Below are 17,858 nucleotides of genomic sequence, written 5' to 3' on the forward strand. Positions count from 1 at the left end.
GTCGTCACTCCAGGACGAGGACGAGGTCACCGCCTTCGACCTGCGTCTCGTGCTTGAGCGCCACGCGCTTCACCGTTCCGGCGACGGGCGCTGTGATGGACGCCTCCATCTTCATGGCCTCGATCGTCGCGACGGTGTCGCCCGCCTCCACCTCGTCGCCCTCGGAGACCGTGACCGACACCATGCCCGCGAACGGCGCCGGCACGTGGCCCGAGTTCTTCGGGTCGGCCTTCTCCACCGCGTCGACGTCGACCTTGACCGACTCGTCGCGCACCTGAACGGGACGGAGCTGGCCGTTGACGGTGGCGAGCACCGTGCGCATGCCCCGTTCGTCAGGTTCGGAGACGGACACCACGGACAGCAGGATGCGCTTGCCGGGCTCGAGGTCGACCTCGTGCTCCTGGCCCGGCGCGAGGCCGTGGAGGAACTCCTTCGTCGAAAGCACCGACAGGTCGCTGTAGAGCTCGCGGGCGCGCTCGAAGTCGCTCGTCGGGCCGGGGAAGAGAAGACGGTTGAGCGTCGAGCGCGGATCGCGAGCAAGCTGCTGCTCGTCCTCCTCTGACAGCTCTTCGATGCTCGGGCGCACCGTGCGGCCCTCGAGCGCCTTGGTGCGGAACGGCTCCGGCCAGCCGCCGGGCGGGTCGCCCAACTCGCCGCCGAGGAAGCCGATGACCGAGTCAGGGATGTCGTAGTTGCGCGGGTTCTCCTCGAAGTCCTTGGGGTCCGCGTCGGCGCTCACGAGCGCGAGCGCGAGGTCACCGACGACCTTCGAACTCGGGGTGACCTTGACGACGTTGCCGAGGATGTCGTTCGCCGCGGCGTACATGTCCTCGATGGCCTCGAACCGGTCGCCCAGACCGAGCGCGATGGCCTGCTGACGCAGGTTGGACAGCTGACCGCCGGGGATCTCGTGCTTGTAGACGCGGCCTGTCGGAGCGGGCAGGCTGGACTCGAACGGCTTGTAGAGCGTGCGCACGGCCTCCCAGTACGGCTCCAGATCGCACACGTTCTGCAGATCGAGGCCGGTGGCACGCTCGGTGCCGTCCGTGGCCGCGACGAATGCGGACATCGAGGGCTGGCTCGTCGTGCCTGACATCGAGGCACTTGCGACATCGACGGCGTCGACGCCGGCGTCAACGGCCGCGAGCAGTGTGGCGAGCTGACCTCCTGGCGTGTCGTGCGTGTGCAGGTGCACCGGCAGGTCGAAGCGCTCACGCAGTGCCGTGACGAGCGTGCGAGCGGCAGGCGCGCGCAGCAGCCCGGCCATGTCCTTGATTGCGAGAACGTGCGCGCCCGCGGCGACGATGCGCTCGGCGAGCTCGAGGTAGTAATCGAGCGTGTAGAGCTTCTCGCTCGGTGAGGTGAGGTCACCCGTGTAGCAGAGCGCGACCTCCGCGACCGACGTTCCGGTGGCGCGCACGGCCTCAATGGCGGGACGCATCTGCTCGACGTCGTTGAGTGCGTCGAAGATGCGGAAAATGTCGACGCCGGTGCGCGCGGCTTCCTGGACGAAGGCGTCCGTCACCTTCGTCGGGTAGGGCGTGTAGCCGACGGTGTTGCGTCCGCGAAGCAGCATCTGCAGCGGAACGTTCGGCATCGTCTCGCGCAGCTTGGCGAGGCGCTCCCACGGGTCCTCCGACAGGAAGCGCAGGGCAACGTCGTACGTGGCGCCGCCCCAGGCCTCCATGGAGAGCAGTTCCGGCGTCATACGAGCGACGTAGGGGGCGACGTGGACGAGGTCGCGGGTGCGGATGCGTGTGGCCAGGAGTGACTGGTGCGCGTCACGCATCGTCGTCTCGGTGACGGCGACCGCCGTCTGCTCACGCAGTTGGCGGGCGAACTCCTCGGGGCCGGCTGTGAGAAGGCGGTCGCGCGTGCCCGGTGGCACCGGGGTGCTGACGTCGAAACTCGGCAGCTTCTCGCGGGCCGTGACGGTGAGGGCCGAACGCTCGCCGTACGGCTTGTTCACCGTGGTCTCGGCGAGGTAGGTGAGCAGCTTCGTGCCGCGGTCACCCGGCGTGCGCGCGTTGAGCAGGTCGGGACGCTGCTCGATGAACGACGTCGTGACGTGCCCCGTGATGAAGGCGGGGTCGTCGAGAAGGGCCTGGAGGAACGGAATGTTCGTACTCACGCCGCGGACGCGGAATTCGGCGAGGGCGCGACGGGCTCGACGCACAGCGGTTGCGAAGTCGCGGCCGCGGCAGGTGAGTTTGACGAGCATCGAGTCGAAGTGGGCGCTCACCTCGGCGCCCATGTGGATCGTGCCGCCGTCGAGTCGGACGCCGGAGCCACCCGCCGAACGGTAGGCGGTGATGGTGCCGGTGTCGGGGCGGAAGCCGTTGGCCGGGTCCTCGGTCGTGATGCGGCACTGGAGGGCTGCTCCACGCAGGTGAATGTCCTCCTGGCGCAGGCCCAGGTCGTCGAGGGTGTCGCCGGAGGCAATCCGCATCTGGGCGGCAACGAGGTCGACGTCCGTGACCTCCTCGGTGACCGTGTGCTCGACCTGGATGCGCGGGTTCATCTCGATGAAGACGTAACGCCCGCTCGGGTCGAGGAGGAACTCCACCGTGCCCGCGCACGCGTAGTCGATTTCCTTCGCGAACGCGACGGCGTCGGCGCACATGCGTTCGCGCAGTTCGGGGGAGAGGTTGGGTGCCGGTGCCATCTCGACGACCTTCTGGTGGCGTCGCTGCACCGAGCAGTCGCGCTCGAAGAGGTGGACGACCTCGCCGGACTGATCGGCGAGCACCTGCACTTCGATGTGACGTGGGTCGACAACGGCTTCCTCGATGAAACACGTTGCGTCGCCGAAGGCGGACTCGGCCTCGCGCATCGCGGCCTCGAGGTTCTCGCGCAGTGCTTCGGGCTTCTCGACGCGGCGCATACCTCGTCCGCCGCCGCCGGCGACGGCCTTGACGAAGACCGGGTACCCGAGTTCGTCGGCTCCGCGCACGAGTTCGTCGATGTCGGACGACGGTGGCACGCTGCGCAGCGTCGGCAGGCCGGCGCGCTTGGCGGCCGCGATGGCGGTGGCCTTGTTGCCGGTCATGTGCAGCACGTCCGGGTGCGGGCCGATGAACGTGATGCCGGCGTCGGCGCACGCCTCGGCGAGCAGTGGGTTCTCGGAGAGGAATCCGTACCCCGGGTAGACAGCATCGGCGCCCGATTCGCGCGCGACGCGGACGATCTCGTCGACATCGAGGTAAGCGCGCACGGGGTGGCCGACCTCGCCGATCTGGTAGGCCTCGTCGGCCTTGAGGCGGTGCTCGCTGCCACGGTCCTCGTGCGGGAACACAGCGACGGTGCTCGCACCGAGTTCGGTGGCGGCGCGGAACGCACGGACGGCGATCTCGCCTCGGTTGGCCACCAGGACCTTGCGGAACATCAGTAGTCTCCGTTCACGGGGATGTCGGACGGATCAACCCTACCGGCCGGGCACATCGCGTCTGCCCCGAATCTGCGCGCAATACCGACCAATACTGAACACATGCGCACAGCGCCTCACGCCCATGCGAAGGGCGCTCGCGGTCTGCCGCAGAGGTGCACTCCCGCCGCGGGCGGAGCGCGGGTCCCCAATCGCGGACAACGACGCTGCGCTGCTGTTCACCCTCGAGCTGTGAACCCAGGCGTGTGCGTCATTTGCGAGCCGGAGCCGGCGCTGCGGAATGAAGTCGCGACGTCGCTCGTTGATGGCTACAGTGTGTTTCGCGGTGCGAGACGCCGCACACAACTCCACAGTGCGAACAGCTACTCATGGGGATGATCGGTTTCGACATCGGTCGCCGTCCCAGGGGAAGCGGGCCGAGGATGCAGAGTTATCTCGTTAACGCCCTCTGCAAACCAATAGGTGCCGATTCCAAGCGCACCGACTTCGCCCTCGCCGCCTGAGCGAGCCCGAAGTCTGTCAGCCTGAGCTAGTTCTCGACTCAGTGTCTGGCATCAGCTAGAGAACTTGCTGCAGCGTCATGTCGAGGGGCGCTGCGGGACTCTTACTCGACTGGGCCTGTCACGGAATGTGTGCGTACCAGCCGTGGGGCCGAGAAAATCCTCATACGCACTGCGCCCGGAGAAGCCCTGGATCGCCGTCGATGGACGGGGGTTCAATTCCCCCCATCTCCACCACCCCATCAGCTGTTCCGCTGTGGCTACGCCGCAGTCCGGTTCGTCCGGACTGCGGCGTCTTTCATGTGCGCGTCGGCTTCTCTTCTGCTCTATGGCCGTTCACGTCCGTCCCTGCGTGCAACCTTCCTGACCGGAGGAAGTTTCCGCACCGCAAGGATGAGAGTTGGAGGATCTCGGCGTCGTCCGTCCGGTATTGATTTCGCGGATCACAGGCACGGCAGCCTTCGCACGTTCGGCAGCGCCAGGGGGCAGTGACCCCGGATGACGCGGCGGTGTACGTCGTGACCCGTGCGTCCGGTGCCGCTCCTGGGCGACACCGGACGCACGGGTCGGATCCCGCGTCACCCATACTGGTCCGATGCGAGCGCCCACGAGAGTCGTCCGCGCAACGGCAAGGGTGCTGTTGCCCGCAGCCGTCGCTCTTCAGAGTCTGTTGCTCTATCTGCCGGCTTCGGGTGAGGGATCGTTGCCCGTCGGCGTGGACAAGGTGGCACATGCGGGGATGTTCGGGGGAGTGGCGATCCTCGCCCTTGTCGCAGGCCTGCCGTGGCTCCCGGTGCTCCTCGCCGCCTACGCCCCGATCAGCGAACTGCTCCAGGGGCTTCCCGTGGTCGATCGCGACCCGGATTGGCGCGACATCGTGGCGGACATCACGGGAATCGTGGCCGCTGTGGGCCTCTTCGCGGTCTGGCGCGGCCGCGGCGTCCGGTAGACTTACTCCACCATTGATCTTGCGTTCAGTTGGTTTGCTTTCGGTTTGAGCGCGTTGCACAGCTACTCCCTGTGACGGCGCGTGGTGGTGAGAGTAGGCCCGTTTTACGAGCGTCGCACTTCGGGTGACGACGTGTGTGTGAGCGCCGAGATCCCACGAAACAGCGCCGACCCACCTGGCACGCAACAGATCGCGACACCCCCATTCTTAGACGGGGTGCGCCCGCGTGTTCATCTTCGGTGCTTTGCAACCGAGAGTGAGTGAACTCATGGCTCCCAAGCCCAACAATTCAGGTAACAAGAAGCCCCGCTGGTCGCACGCCGACAAGCAGGGAGCGCGCCGCACGAGCGCGCGCAACGAGTCCAACGGCCGCCGTGAGGGCGGCTTCAACCGCGACGATCGTGGCGGCCGTGACTTCGGTGGCCGCCGTGACGGTGGTTTCCAGGGTCGCGACGAGCGTCGTGGTGGTTTCAACCGTGATGACCGTGGTGGTCGTGACTTCGGTGGCCGTCGTGACGGTGGTTTCCAGCGCCGCGACGAGCGTGACGAGCGACGCGGTGGTTTCAACCGTGACGAGCGGGGCGGTCGCGATGGTGGCTTCGCGCGTCGTGATGACCGTGGTGGTCGTTCCGGTGGTTTCAACCGTGATGACCGTGGTGGTCGTGACTTCGGTGGTCGCCGTGACGGTGGTTTCCAGGGTCGCGACGAGCGTCGTGGTGGTTTCAACCGTGACGACCGTGGTGGTCGTGACTTCGGTGGCCGTCGTGACGGTGGCTTCCAGCGCCGCGACGAGCGTGACGAGCGACGCGGTGGTTTCAACCGTGACGACCGTGGTGGTCGTGACTTCGGTGGTCGCCGAGAGGGCGGTTTCCAGGGTCGCGACGAGCGTCGTGGTGGTTTCAACCGTGACGACCGTGGCGGTCGCGATGGCGGTTTCGCGCGTCGTGACGACCGTGGTTTCAACCGCGACGACCGCGGTGGCCGTGACTTCGGTGGCCGTCGTAACGGCGGCTTCGCCCGCCGCGATGACCGCGGCGACCGCGGCTTCAACCGCCAGGGTGAGCGCCACGGGCGCCCCGACCGTCCCTTCCGTGACGAGACCCTTCGCGACGACGCCGTGATCGAGAACGTGGCGACCGGCGACGAGCTCGCGACGGCCAACATCGACGAGCAGGCTGCGTCGGCGCAGTTCGAGACCCCGGTGCGCGACGCCGGTGTCGTCGACTCCGAGGTGCCCGGCGCCGAGGGCGAGCAGAACAAGGCTGAGGCCGTCGACAACATCGACGCCACGGACGAGATGAACCCCGTCGGCGGCGAGCCCACCGACGAGGCGCCGATCGTCGTGCCGGGCGAGGATGCCGAGCCGACCGCTGAGGCAGACATCGACGCCGCTGCAGCCGACGCGGAGCCCGTCGACGAGCGCACCTTCGCCGACCTCGGTCTGCCGAATGCTCTCGTGGAGCGCATGGCGCGCGACGGCATCACGAAGCCGTTCCCGATCCAGGCCGCCACGATTCCGGACGCCCTCGCCGGCAAGGACGTGCTCGGCCGCGGCCGTACCGGTTCGGGCAAGACGCTCGGCTTCGGTCTGCCGATGCTGACGCGCCTCGCCGAGGGCGGCCCGGCCCGCGCCCACATGCCGCGCGCCATCGTTCTCGTGCCGACGCGTGAACTCGCCATGCAGGTGAGCGACGCGTTGCAGCCGCTCGTTCACGTCGTGGGCCTCAGGCACAAGCTCGTTGCCGGCGGTATGCCGTACGAGCCGCAGCTGTCGGCCCTCGAGCGCGGTGTCGACGTTCTCATCGCCACCCCGGGGCGTCTCTCCGACCTCATCGAGCGCGGTGCGGCCGACCTCTCCCGCGTCGAGATCGCAGTGCTCGACGAGGCCGACCACATGGCCGAGATGGGCTTCCTCGAGGCCATCACCGAGATCCTCGACCTCGTGCCCGAGGGCGGTCAGCGTCTGCTGTTCTCCGCGACGCTCGACCGCGGCATCGACAAGATCGTCGACAAGTACCTCGTCGACCCGGTGACGCACTCGACCGACGACGGCACCGCCACCGTCACGACGATGGCGCACCACGCGCTCATCATCGAGCCGCGCGACAAGAAGGTCGTCACGGCCGAGGTGGCCAACCGCGAGGGACGCACCGTCGTCTTCGTCCGCACCAAGATGGGCGCCGACCGCGTCGCCGACGAACTGCGTGAGCAGGGCGTCATGGCGGCTGCGCTGCACGGTGGCCTCAACCAGGGCCAGCGCAACCGCGTCCTGTCCGCCTTCAAGGACGGCCGCGTGCCGGTGCTCGTCGCCACGGACGTCGCAGCTCGCGGCATCCACGTCGACGAGGTGGGCGTCGTCCTCCAGGTCGACCCGCCGGCCGACCACAAGGACTACCTGCACCGTGCCGGTCGCACGGCGCGTGCGGGCAAGAAGGGCACCGTCGTGACCCTCGCCTTGCCGCACCAGCGTCGCTCGATGCAGCGTCTGCTCGACGAGGCCGGTGTCGACACCAGCCTCGTGAAGGCCCGCCCGGGTGACGACGTCATCGTCGCCGCCGGTGGTTCGACGCCCGAGGGTCGCTCGATCTCCGAGGACGACCTGCGTCGCGTGCTCTCGCCACGCAACGACCGCGGTGGACGCGGTGGCCGTGGTGGCTACGACCGCGGTGGACGCGGCGGATACGACCGCGGTGGCCGGGGCGGTTACGACCGCGGTGGTCGCGGCGGATATGACCGTGGTGGTCGTGGACGCTTCGGTGACCGTGACGATCGTGGTGGCCGCGGTGGCTACCGAGGCGAGCGCGACGACCGTCGTGGCAGCTACCGTGACGACATCGATGGTGGCTTCGAGCGCCAGAACCGTCGTCAGAACTTCGGCGGCGACCGTGGTGGTTTCCGCGGAGGCCGCGACTGATCGCAGTCGTCAGTGCTGTTGCTCGACCCCGTCCGCTTCGTGCGGGCGGGGTCGAGCCCGTTCTACGAGATGCGGGGCGGCTCGCCCCCGCCCACGTGCGTGGCCCACAATGGCCGCGTGAGTTCATTGACGGGGCGTCTGCTCGTCGCCGTGCCGCGTCCGCACGATGGTGACGAGGGCGACCTGTTCACGCGCAGCGTCGTCTTCGTCCTTCACCACGACGATGAGGGCGCGCAGGGACTCGTCCTCGACTATCCGTTGGAAGCCGGCGTGGATTCGGTGCTTCCCGGATGGCAGGACGTCGTGTCTTCACCGGACCGTCTCTTCCAAGGTGGTCCTGTCGGTCTCGACCGGGCCATCGCCCTGGCCAACGTTCCGGGCCGCGACGAGGTGCTCGGCACGACCCGTCTGTTCGGATCCCTCTCGCTCGTCGACCTCGACGCTCCACCGGCCCTCGTGGCAGCTCAGCTAGCTGGCATGCGCGTCTTCGCCGGTTCGGCCGGCTGGGAGGCCGGGCAGCTCGACACCGAACTCGCCGATGACTGGTGGTTCGTGGCCGACTACGAGATCGGCGACCTGTTCGACGACGATCCGGACACGCTGTGGCAGCGAGTCGTGAGGCGCCAGCCGTTCCCGCTCAATCTCATGGCCACCTTCCCGGACGATCCCTCGCTCAACTGAGTTGGAGCCCCCGGGAGCCGGGACGCACTTCGCCGTGGTGCCTGCATGCCAGGTCTAGACTGGCGGCCATGAGCGCCCCAGTCACGAACTCCTCGATCGACGACCCGAACGCGCCGCAGAGCGACCCCGGAAACCCGGGCGGACTCGGCGGACCGGGCACGTCGACGGCCGTGCTCGAACGCGAAGAGACGCAGCACCAGCTCTCCGAGCCCGGCGACCACGAACGCTTCGCGCACTACGTGCGCAAGGAGAAGATCATGGAGTCGGCGCTTTCGGGTGAGCCGGTTGTCGCCTTGTGCGGCAAGGTCTGGGTACCGGGACGCGACCCCGAGAAGTTCCCGGTCTGCCCCACGTGCAAGGAGATCTACCAAGGTCTACGTGCCCCGCAGGACGGCGGCGAGTAGACAACGCTTCCACCAGCGGACACCCACGCGGTGGCCGCTGGTGTTTTCTCGTCGACACTGACCTGACGAGTGAGCGCCGTCCGAGGCGTGGGCAGAGTCTCGAACATGCGACCAACTGCGCGCGAGTGCGGTGGCGGCGTGGCACCATCCGCGTATGAGTTCCGTCACCCGAGCCGATCTCGGTCGACGTCGCGCCGCGGTCGCGGCTGCCTTCGCCGGTCAGGGGTTCGTCTTCATCCTGCTCACGACGAAGCTGCCGCGGCTTCAGGAGCGGTTCGACCTCAGCCCGGGGGACTTCTCGCTCCTCATGTTGGCGCTCGTCCTCTGCGCAGGCGTGGGTTCCCTCCTCGGTGAGCGCATTGCACCGCGACGGGGAAGTGCTCTGGCGCTGCGTCTGGGCTTCGCGCTCGTCGTGCTCAGTGTCCCCGCGATGGCGGCGGCGCCGTCCGTGGCGCTCCTGGCTGTCGGGATGAGCACCTACGGCATCGCCCTCGGCCTCGCCGACGCGGGCACCAACATGCAGGGTGTCGGTCTCGAGCACTCCTACGGGCGCACGATCATGCCCACGTTCCACGCCGCGTGGACGTGCGGTGGCGTGGCAGCCACGGTGCTCGCGCTCCTCACGAAGAACTGGAGTTTCGAGGCCGTCGCGGTTGCCGGAGTTCTCGTGCCGCTCGCTCTGGTCGCTGCGCCGTACGTGCGCGGTGCCGGCCCCGTGACCCCGATCGGTGACGACGGCTCCAAGGTGCCGTGGCGTCGCATCCTGCCCGTCGGGATCGCGATGGTGCTCTTCTACATGGTCGACACCGCCGCCACGACCTGGGGCCCGAGCTACCTCCACCACGTCTTCGGTTCGGGCGCGGCGCTCGTGGCCGTGGCGACGTTGCCGTACCTCGTCGCGTCTCTCCTGGGGCGCGCCTCCGGTGACCGCCTCGCAGAACACTTCGGCGCCGCCAATCTCGTGCGCTCCGCGGCCTTCGTCGGTGCCGCCGGGTTGGGCGTGGTGGTCTTCGCGCCCCACCCGCTCATCGCTGTGCTCGGCTTCACCGTGGCCGGCCTGGGCCTCTCGGCGGTGGCACCTCTCGCCTTCTCCGCAGCGGCCAAGATCGCGCGTGAGCAGACCTTGTCCGAGCCCGAGGCCGTGCGCGCCAAGGTGGACGCGATCATCGCCCGGTTCAACCAGTTCAACTACCTCGGTGGCATCCTCGGCGCCGTGATGACCGGTGCCGTCGGCAACGACTCGCTGCGCTACGGATTCGCCATCCCCATGGTGCTCGTCCTCTTCCTGGCACCGCTGGCGCGGTCCTTTCGCTGAGGGCTCGTTCGGGCTCGGCGGCGTGGTCGGAGCCACCCTCGGAGGCGTCCGGGCTGTCGGTGGTCGCCGGTAGACTTGGCGGCCTATGAGTACTTCGGCTGCAGAGCATCTGTCACCCGCCTTTCCGGAGCGGGCAGCCTGGGGTACGGCCGGGAAACTGCGTGCCTGGCAGGCCGGCGCGCTCCAGCGCTACCTCGAGACCAACCCGCGCGATTTCCTCGCCGTCGCAACGCCGGGCGCCGGTAAGACCACCTTCGCTCTGCGCCTCGCCACGGAGCTGCTCGGGCGTGGCATCGTCGACAGCGTCACCATCGTCGCGCCCACCGAGCACCTCAAGACGCAGTGGGCGGACGCCGCTGCCCGCGTCGGCATTCAGATCGACCCCAAGTTCACCAACCGCCAGGTCGACGAGGCCTCCGACTACCACGGTGTCGCGCTCACCTACCAGGGCGTGGCGAGCAACCCCGAGGTGCACCGCATCCGCACGCTGCGCACGCGCACGCTCGTCATCCTCGACGAGGTGCACCACGGCGGTGACAACAAGAGCTGGGGTGATGCTCTGCGCGTCGCGTTCGAGGGCGCCACTCGACGCGTCTGCCTCACCGGAACACCGTTCCGCAGCGACACCAGCCCCATCCCGTTCGTGCGCTACGAACACGACGCTGCAGGCATTCGGCGCAGCGCGAGCGACTACGCTTACGGCTACGCGGAGGCACTCGCGGACGGCGTGGTGCGGCCGGTGCTCTTCCTCGCCTACGGCGGCAACATGCGGTGGCGCACCCGAGCGGGCGACGAGATCGCCGCGCGTCTCGGCACCCCCATGACGAAGGACGCCGTCGCCGGTGCGTGGCGCACGGCCCTTGACCCCAACGGCGCCTGGATCCCGTCAGTTCTCCAGGCTGCCGACAAACGCCTGTCAGAGGTGCGCCGCCACGTGCCCGATGCCGGTGGGCTGGTCATCGCCTCCAATCAGACCGCGGCACGGGCGTACGCGCGAACCCTCGAGGCGATCACGGGCTCCAAGCCCACCGTCGTCCTGTCCGACGATCTCGGGGCCAGCTCCCGCATCGAGGACTTTGCGAAGAGCGACGAGCGGTGGATGGTCGCGGTGCGCATGGTCTCCGAGGGTGTCGACGTTCCGCGTCTGTGCGTAGGGGTCTACGCCACCTCCACCTCGACGCCGCTGTTCTTTGCGCAGGCCGTCGGCCGCTTCGTGCGCGCTCGTAAGCGGGGCGAGACGGCGTCGGTCTTCCTGCCTACCGTGCCGATCATCCTCGAACACGCAGCACGTCTCGAGGAACAGCGCGATCACGCTCTCGACCGGCCGAGCAGGCAGGGGGAGAGCCCCGAGGACGCCATGTGGTCCGAGGAGGAGGGCCTGCTCGCCGCGGCCAACCGCGAGGAGAAGGCCTCCGGCGACCTGCTCGACGACGGCTCGTTCGAAGCCCTCGAATCCGAAGCGGAGTTCGATCACGTCCTCTTCGACGCCGAGCAGTTCGGCATGGGCTTCGAGGTCAGCACCGAGGACGAACAGGAGTACCTCGGGCTGCCGGGTCTTCTCGAGCCCGATCAGGTCTCCAAACTGCTGCGACAGCGTCAGGACAAGCTCGTGAAGTCCGGCCGCAAGCGCCGGGACGACGACGAGCCGGTGGCCGCCCACCGAGCCCTCGCCAACCAGCGCAAGGAGCTCAACGGGCTCGTCGCGCAGTACGCGCGCAAGAGCGGTCAGCCCCACGCCGTCATCCACAACGACCTGCGTCAGCAGTGCGGCGGGCCGACGCTCGACCGCGCCTCGTCGGAGCAGGTGAGCGCTCGGATCGAGCTCATCCGACGGTGGTTCGTCGGGCGTCGCTAGACGGTGCGTCCGGCGCAGGCTCCTGCGACACCTAGGCTAGGGGCATGAACGAGCGCCCCTCCGGCTGGTACGACGACCCCGACGACGACACCCAGCTTCGCTACTGGGACGGCATTCTGTGGAGCGACCGCACCATGCCGAAGCTGCGCCCCGGTCTCGACCACGTCGGTGAGGCCCGGCCCGTTCAGCACGTCGTGGAGCCGCCACGCCGTGACGGTGAACCGCGCACCTACCCCGCGCACTGGGGCCCCGAGCAGTCGGGGCGCCGCGACGAGTTCCACGGCCCGCAGTTCCAGGGCTCCCAGCCGGGCACGGCGCCGTTCGGTAACACCGTCGGACAGCCCTCGGGGCTCATCCGCCGCATCCTCGCGACCTTCCTCGACAGGCTGATCGTCTCGCTGCCGGTGTCGCTCGTCGTCCTGCCGTTTCTCGGCGACTGGATGACGCAGATGCAGGAGTACGTCGACAGGTTCATGTCCGCGGCGTCCGCGGGCGAGCAGATGCCGACCATCCCGGCCGACCTCATGACGCCGCCGCTCGCGCTCGCGGGTGCGCTCGTCGCGGCACTGTTCGTGTACGAGGTGCTCATGACGCACTTCGCCGGCGGCGCCACCGTCGGAAAGCGCGCGCTCGGCATCACCGTGGTCCCCGCGGGGACGGCCCAGGGGGACAAGGAGCGTCTGCCGCTCGGACGGGCGGCTTTGCGCGCGCTCATGAAGTGGGGCCCGGACGCGCTCGCTCTCGTCGCGATCTTCTCCGGCGTCGCTGGATTCCTCCAGGCGCTCATCATCCTCTGGGCTCTGAGCAACGCCAAGCGCCAGGGGCTTCACGACCTCGCGGTCAAGAGCGAGGTTCGTCGCACTCGCTGACGACGTACACACCTCATCGACGAAGGGCGGCTCCCCACAGGGAAGCCGCCCTTCGTCAATGTTCCGACGGTCAGCCGTTGACCACGGGTGTGCCGACCAGTTCGACGCCGGCCGTGCGCAACTCCTCGAGCGCGGCGTGGGTGGTCTCCTGCGCGACGCCCGCCGTCATCCCGAGCAGGACGCGGGTGCGAAAACCTTCGCGCGCGGCGTCGAGCGCGGTTGCGCGCACGCAGTGATCCGTGGCGATGCCGACGATGTCGACCTCACCCACGCCTGCGCCCCGCAACCACGTGGTCAGGCCCTGGCCCTTGCCGTCGAGGTCGTCGTGGCCCTCGAAACCGGAGTAGGCAGCCTCGAACTGGCCCTTGCGGAAGCGAGCGTCGAAGCGATCCTCGACCGGTTCGAGCGCGGGGTGCAGTTCGGCGCCGGGCGTGCCGACCTCGCAGTGCACGGGCCAGGTGTCGCGGTAGTCGGGTGTCTCGCTCCAGTGAGAGCCCGGGTCGACGTGCCAGTCCTGCGTGGCGACGAGCGTGTCGTAGGACGAGAGCGCCACGTAATCCGCGATCGCCTCCGCCACACCGGCGCCGCCGGCCACGGCCAGAGAGCCGCCTTCGCAGAAGTCGTTCTGCACGTCGACGACGACGAGGGCGCGGCCGGTGTCGCTCATACGCCTCGCCCCTCGTAACGCGTCGGGATGACGGCTTCGCCACGCGACATCTGGTGCGCCGCGGCGGGCAGTTCCGCGCGGGAGCGCTCGTGGGTCTCGCGGGCTGTCTTCGCGTCGGTGGCAACGATGACCTCGCCGCCCTGGACGAGCTGCACGAGCATCTCGCGGTCGTCGCCGTCGTCCTGAGGCTTCGTGCCGATGCCGATGATCTCGGCCTCGGCCACCCCTTCGGTGTTGCGGCGACGAAGTGCCCACTTGCGCCCGCCGACGGAGATCTTGTCCTTGCTCTTCTTCGCGACGTCGATCATCTCGCCGTTGTCGTCCGAGTGCTGGACCAGTTTGTAGACCATGCCGGCCGTCGGGGCGCCGGAGCCGGTGACCAGCGAGGTGCCCACGCCGTAAGCGTCGACCGGGCCGGCTGCCAGGGCGGCGATCGCGTACTCGTCGAGGTCGCTCGTCACGACGATCTTCGTGTTCTTCGCGCCGAGTGAGTCGAGCTGGGCCCGCACCTCGCGCGCCTGGACGAGCAGGTCGCCCGAGTCGAGGCGGACGCCACCGAGCTCCGTCCCGGCAACCTCGACGGCGATGTTCACGGCGTTCGTCACGTCATAGGTGTCGACGAGCAGCGTGGTGCCCTTGCCGAGCGCCTCGACCTGCGCGGTGAACGCCTCACGCTCGTCGTCGTGCAGCAGGGTGAAGGCGTGGGCGGAGGTGCCCGCCGTCGGCACACCGAAGCGGCGGCCCGCCTCGAGGTTCGACGACGTCGAGAAGCCCGCCACGTAGGCCGCACGTGCTGCGGCAACGGCGGCCTCCTCGTGGGTGCGGCGCGAGCCCATCTCGATGCAGGGACGGCCCGCAGCGGCCGACGTCATGCGGGAGGCCGCTGCGGCAACGGCTGAGTCGTGGTTGAGGATCGACAGGGCGAGGGTCTCGAGCAGGACACCCTCGGCGAACGTCGACTCCACGACGAGAAGGGGCGACCCGGGGAAGTAGCACTCGCCTTCGAGGTAGCCGTAGATGTCACCCGAGAAGCGGTAGTCGGCGAGCCATTCGAGCGTGGCCTCGTCGACGACGTCCCGCTCGCGCAGGTCGTCGATCTCCGCGTCGCTGAATCGGAAGTTCTTGAGGGCCTCGAGGAAGCGCCCTGTTCCGGCCACGACACCGTACCGGCGGCCGTCGGGCAGCCTGCGAGCGAAGACCTCGAAGACGCTGCGGCGCTCGGCCGCGCCGGAACGCAGCGCCGCCTGGAGCATAGTGAGCTCGTAGTGGTCGGTCAACAGGGCCGTCGAGGGCGAGATGTTGGAAGTCACGTGAAGAACTCTAGAGTGGAGGGCGTGTCGATCGCGCCCCCTGACATCGATTTCGACGAGCTGACCGAGCAGCTGACCCGTAGTGCGCCGCACGAGAGCGGTGAACGCGCCTGGGTCACGCTCGTGTGGAACGACCCCGTCAACCTCATGAGTTACGTCAGCTTCGTCTTCCAGGATTACTTCGGCTACTCCGAGGCCGAGGCCGAGCGGCTCATGATGCAGGTTCACACCGAGGGCCGCGCCGTCGTGAGCAAGGGTTCGCGCGAGCGGATGGAGGCCGACACGATCGCCATGCACGGCTACAGCCTGTGGGCGACCTACCAGCAGGAGGGCTGATGGCTCAGGCGTTCACCCGCGACCCGGACGACGGCGCTCGCATCATCGGTTTCCTCGAGGACGTGGAGCGATCGCTCGTCATCGAGCTCATGTACCAGACGAGTGTGCTCCTGTCGGATGGCAGCGAGGACGCGGGGGAGACGGACGAGAAGGGCGCGCCGAGTGACGGCGACACCCACGACGACCTCTTCGCAGCCCTCAGCCGTTCGATGGCCGAGCGGGAGGCGCCGCAGGACCCGGCCCTACGTCGACTGCTGCCCGACGGCGTCAAGGACGACGACGCTGCGGCATCGGAGTTTCGCCGTCTCACCGAATCGACACTGCGCGACGGGAAGCTGCGCAACCTCGACATCGCGATGCGCGCCCTCGAGGAGGGTTTCGTCGACGAGGAGCAGGCCGCAGCTATCGCCGACGACGTCTACGAGCGCGCGAACGACCCGGCCGCCCGGGATGAGCGGGACGATGCCGGGAAACGAGAGGGGAGCGACGACAACCTGCAGGACGGGTTGAGTGACGGTTCCCGTGAGGTCGTCCTCGACGAAGCGTCGGCGCGCGCCATGATGATGGCTCTGACCGACGTCCGGCTGGTACTCGCCGAACGCCTCGGCCTGCGTACCGATGAGGACGCCGAGGCGCTGTCGCGCCAGGTGGAGCGTGAGGACGCACCGAACTCGCCCGAGGATCTCCTCGCCGCGTACTACGACTTCCTCACGTGGATGTCGGAATCGCTGACCCTGGCGGTCATGCGCAGGGCCTGACTCCGGGGCGACCACTACGATGGGAGCATCATGAGCGAGAAGACTGCTGCAACCATCGAGCCCGCGACGCCCGACGAGGTCCGCCTCCGCGTCGCCCCGTCCCCGACCGGAGATCCGCACGTCGGCACCGCCTACATGGCGATGTTCGACCTGGCGTTCGCGCGCCAGCAGGGCGGCAAGTTCGTCCTGCGCATCGAGGATACCGACCGCGCCCGTTTCCAGGCCGACTCCGAGCAGCAGATCTTCGACACACTCGAATGGCTCGGCCTGACGTGGGACGAGGGCCCGGACAAGGGCGGCCCGTATGCGCCCTACCGTCAGAGTGAGCGCCTCGACACGTACAAGCCGTACGTCCAGAAGCTTCTCGACGAGGGTAAGGCGTACTACTGCTACTGCACGAGCGAGCGCCTGGCGGAGATGCGCGAGTTCCAGCAGAAGCAGAAGCTGCCCACCGGATACGACCGCATTTGCTACGGCAAGACGCGCGAAGAGCGTTCCAAGGAGCCGGGATTCAGCGACAACCCCGTCGTGCGCATGTTCGTGCCGGACGACGCCCCGCTCACCTTCACCGACCTCATCCGCGGGGAGGTCAAGGCTCCCCGCCCGGACGACCAGGTCATCCTCAAGGCAGACGGCTTCCCGACCTACCACCTCGCCGTCGTCGTCGACGACCACGAGATGGCCATCACCCACGTCGTGCGCGGCGAGGAGTGGATCAGTTCCACGCCGAAGCACATCCTGCTCTACCAGGGCCTCGGCCTGGAGCCGCCGAAGTTCGCGCACATGCCGCTGCTGCGCGACGAGAAGAAGGCGAAGATCTCCAAGCGCAAGAGCCCCTGGGCACGCCTGACGTGGTTCAAGGAGCAGGGCTACCTCCCCGAAGCTCTGCTCAACTTCCTCGCCCTGCTGGGCTACCCACCCGTCATAGAGACGGACGGTTCGGAGCGCGAGGTCTTCACGTTCGAGGAGTTCAGCAAGAACTTCGAGTGGAGCAAGGTCAACACCGTCGGGCCGATCTTCAACCTCGACAAGCTCAACTGGCTCAACGGCCACTACATCCGCGAGTTGCCGACGCGCGAGTTCGCGACGCGTCTGTTGCCGTTCCTCGTCAAGGACGGCGTGCTGTCGGAGCAGCCGTCGCTGCCGGAGCTCGGGCGTCTCAACCTCGTCGCCGAGCAGATCCAGACACGCATCAACCTGCTGTCGGAGGCCACGGCCCTCGTGGCGCCGTTCTTCTGCAAGGACGACGAGCTTCCCATCGCGGACGACGCCCGCGCGCAGCTCAAGGAGACGGCTCCGCAGGTCATCGACGCCGCCATCGAGGCGCTCGAGCCGATCTCCGGCTCGCTCGGCAAGCCCGACGGAAGCGACGTCGAGTGGATGCACGAGCGCATCGAGGCGGCGCTGCGTGAAGCGATCGTCGAGGGGCTCGGTATCAAGCCGAAGTTCGCGTTCGGTCCGTTGCGCACGGCGGTCTCCGGTCAGCGCATCTCGCCGCCGCTGTTCGAGTCCATGGAGATCCTGGGCAAGCACTCGACGATGGAGCGCCTCAAGGCTCTGCGCGCCACGCTCTGACGTTGCCGTAGCCCGCTCCGGCCCCGCCCCTCGATGGGTCGGGCCGGAGCGGGGGAGCGGCACCGGGCGCCGATTTGGCGCCTGGGCCAACGTTCGGTAAAGTTATCACTCGGTTCGGGGAACGAAGGCCGAGGCCCACAAGGCCGGGGCGCGCGTTCGCTGAAACCCCCTTGGGGTATGGTGTAATTGGCAACACGGATGATTCTGGTTCATTTGTTCTAGGTTCGAGTCCTGGTACCCCAGCGCAAATCACTGGCGCAGAATGGCGATCTTGATCGCGCGCTCGTCGAGTGATTTCGGGAAATCGACAACTTCGGTTAGAGTTTTCCTCGCTGCTGAA

General features: G+C 68.2%; 14 protein-coding genes, 1 tRNA gene and 1 other RNA gene. 12 read left to right on the forward strand and 4 right to left on the reverse strand.

Features of this window, described 5'->3' with window-relative positions; all coding sequences use genetic code 11:
* Nucleotides 1–4 precede the first annotated feature (4 nt).
* Nucleotides 5–3,385 (reverse strand): pyruvate carboxylase, encoded by a 3,381-nt coding sequence (locus IM689_RS04385; protein ID WP_193643060.1) that lies wholly within the window; start codon nt 3,383–3,385, stop codon nt 5–7.
* 370 nt (nt 3,386–3,755) lie between these two features.
* Between IM689_RS04385 and ssrA the strand changes: the two genes are divergently transcribed.
* Together ssrA and IM689_RS04395 are read left to right on the forward strand one after the other, a co-directional pair.
* Nucleotides 3,756–4,122: a transfer-messenger RNA gene (gene ssrA / locus IM689_RS04390) on the forward strand.
* Nucleotides 4,123–4,480: 358 nt separating this feature from the next.
* Nucleotides 4,481–4,834, forward strand: coding sequence for a VanZ family protein (locus tag IM689_RS04395; protein ID WP_129664445.1), 354 nt, complete (start codon nt 4,481–4,483; stop codon nt 4,832–4,834).
* Nucleotides 4,835–5,123: 289 nt separating this feature from the next.
* On the opposite strand, the gene IM689_RS14580 is transcribed toward IM689_RS04395, so the two are convergent.
* Nucleotides 5,124–5,903, reverse strand: a complete 780-nt coding sequence (locus tag IM689_RS14580; protein ID WP_227484460.1) for a hypothetical protein — start codon at nt 5,901–5,903, stop codon at nt 5,124–5,126.
* 48 nt (nt 5,904–5,951) lie between these two features.
* On the opposite strand from IM689_RS14580, the gene IM689_RS14585 reads away from it, so the two are divergent.
* From IM689_RS14585 to IM689_RS04425, 6 genes are all read left to right on the forward strand, one after another.
* On the forward strand, nt 5,952–7,748 hold the full coding sequence (locus tag IM689_RS14585) for a DEAD/DEAH box helicase (protein ID WP_319803801.1): 1,797 nt from the start codon (nt 5,952–5,954) through the stop codon (nt 7,746–7,748).
* Nucleotides 7,749–7,865: 117 nt separating this feature from the next.
* Nucleotides 7,866–8,429 (forward strand): YqgE/AlgH family protein, encoded by a 564-nt coding sequence (locus IM689_RS04405; protein ID WP_231579577.1) that lies wholly within the window; start codon nt 7,866–7,868, stop codon nt 8,427–8,429.
* Between the two features lie 68 nt (nt 8,430–8,497).
* Entirely contained in the window at nt 8,498–8,833 is a 336-nt protein-coding gene (locus tag IM689_RS04410) for a DUF3039 domain-containing protein (RefSeq protein WP_047311938.1), read from the forward strand.
* Between the two features lie 154 nt (nt 8,834–8,987).
* Nucleotides 8,988–10,148 carry an MFS transporter gene (locus IM689_RS04415; RefSeq protein WP_193643062.1) on the forward strand — a complete coding sequence of 387 codons (1,161 nt, stop codon included), beginning with the start codon at nt 8,988–8,990 and terminating at the stop codon, nt 10,146–10,148.
* Between the two features lie 85 nt (nt 10,149–10,233).
* A complete protein-coding gene (locus IM689_RS04420; RefSeq protein ID WP_193643063.1) occupies nt 10,234–12,003 on the forward strand; it encodes a DEAD/DEAH box helicase in 1,770 nt (589 codons plus the stop codon).
* A 44-nt stretch (nt 12,004–12,047) separates the two neighbouring features.
* A complete protein-coding gene (locus IM689_RS04425) occupies nt 12,048–12,872 on the forward strand; it encodes an RDD family protein (RefSeq protein WP_047311941.1) in 825 nt (274 codons plus the stop codon).
* A gap of 70 nt (nt 12,873–12,942) precedes the next feature.
* Here the strand turns inward: IM689_RS04425 and IM689_RS04430 are convergent, their stop codons facing one another.
* Nucleotides 12,943–13,539, reverse strand: a complete 597-nt coding sequence (locus IM689_RS04430) for a nicotinamidase (protein WP_193643064.1) — start codon at nt 13,537–13,539, stop codon at nt 12,943–12,945.
* Nucleotides 13,536–14,849 (reverse strand): nicotinate phosphoribosyltransferase, encoded by a 1,314-nt coding sequence (locus IM689_RS04435; RefSeq protein ID WP_193643065.1) that lies wholly within the window; start codon nt 14,847–14,849, stop codon nt 13,536–13,538. The genes IM689_RS04430 and IM689_RS04435 overlap by 4 nt, the downstream gene beginning before the upstream one ends.
* A gap of 24 nt (nt 14,850–14,873) precedes the next feature.
* Here IM689_RS04435 and clpS point away from each other — a divergent pair, with 24 nt between their 5' ends.
* The 4 genes from clpS to IM689_RS04455 all read left to right on the forward strand — a co-directional run bounded on the left by clpS (nt 14,874) and on the right by IM689_RS04455 (nt 17,761).
* The gene (gene clpS, locus IM689_RS04440; protein WP_187034552.1) at nt 14,874–15,185 is read left to right on the forward strand and encodes an ATP-dependent Clp protease adapter ClpS; all 312 of its coding nucleotides are present in this window, start codon (nt 14,874–14,876) and stop codon (nt 15,183–15,185) included.
* Entirely contained in the window at nt 15,185–15,943 is a 759-nt protein-coding gene (locus IM689_RS04445; protein WP_193643066.1) for a DUF2017 family protein, read from the forward strand. Before clpS ends, IM689_RS04445 begins: the two co-directional genes overlap by 1 nt.
* A gap of 30 nt (nt 15,944–15,973) precedes the next feature.
* The gene (gltX, locus tag IM689_RS04450) at nt 15,974–17,518 is read left to right on the forward strand and encodes a glutamate--tRNA ligase (RefSeq protein WP_193643067.1); all 1,545 of its coding nucleotides are present in this window, start codon (nt 15,974–15,976) and stop codon (nt 17,516–17,518) included.
* Nucleotides 17,519–17,689: 171 nt separating this feature from the next.
* Nucleotides 17,690–17,761: transfer RNA gene (locus IM689_RS04455), tRNA-Gln, on the forward strand.
* The last annotated feature ends 97 nt before the right edge of the window (nt 17,762–17,858 follow it).

Source organism: Dermacoccus barathri (assembly GCF_015070805.1).
GTDB classification, from domain to species: domain Bacteria; phylum Actinomycetota; class Actinomycetes; order Actinomycetales; family Dermatophilaceae; genus Dermacoccus; species Dermacoccus abyssi.

Coding starts and splice junctions, on each gene's coding strand:
- IM689_RS04415 (WP_193643062.1), top strand. CDS start 8,988: ATGAGTTCCGTCACCCGAGCCGATCTCGGTCGACGTCGCGCCGCGGTC.
- IM689_RS04425 (WP_047311941.1), top strand. CDS start 12,048: ATGAACGAGCGCCCCTCCGGCTGGTACGACGACCCCGACGACGACACC.
- IM689_RS04430 (WP_193643064.1), bottom strand. CDS start 13,539: ATGAGCGACACCGGCCGCGCCCTCGTCGTCGTCGACGTGCAGAACGAC.
- IM689_RS04420 (WP_193643063.1), top strand. CDS start 10,234: ATGAGTACTTCGGCTGCAGAGCATCTGTCACCCGCCTTTCCGGAGCGG.
- IM689_RS04445 (WP_193643066.1), top strand. CDS start 15,185: ATGGCTCAGGCGTTCACCCGCGACCCGGACGACGGCGCTCGCATCATC.
- IM689_RS04410 (WP_047311938.1), top strand. CDS start 8,498: ATGAGCGCCCCAGTCACGAACTCCTCGATCGACGACCCGAACGCGCCG.
- IM689_RS04385 (WP_193643060.1), bottom strand. CDS start 3,385: ATGTTCCGCAAGGTCCTGGTGGCCAACCGAGGCGAGATCGCCGTCCGT.
- IM689_RS04395 (WP_129664445.1), top strand. CDS start 4,481: ATGCGAGCGCCCACGAGAGTCGTCCGCGCAACGGCAAGGGTGCTGTTG.
- gltX (WP_193643067.1), top strand. CDS start 15,974: ATGAGCGAGAAGACTGCTGCAACCATCGAGCCCGCGACGCCCGACGAG.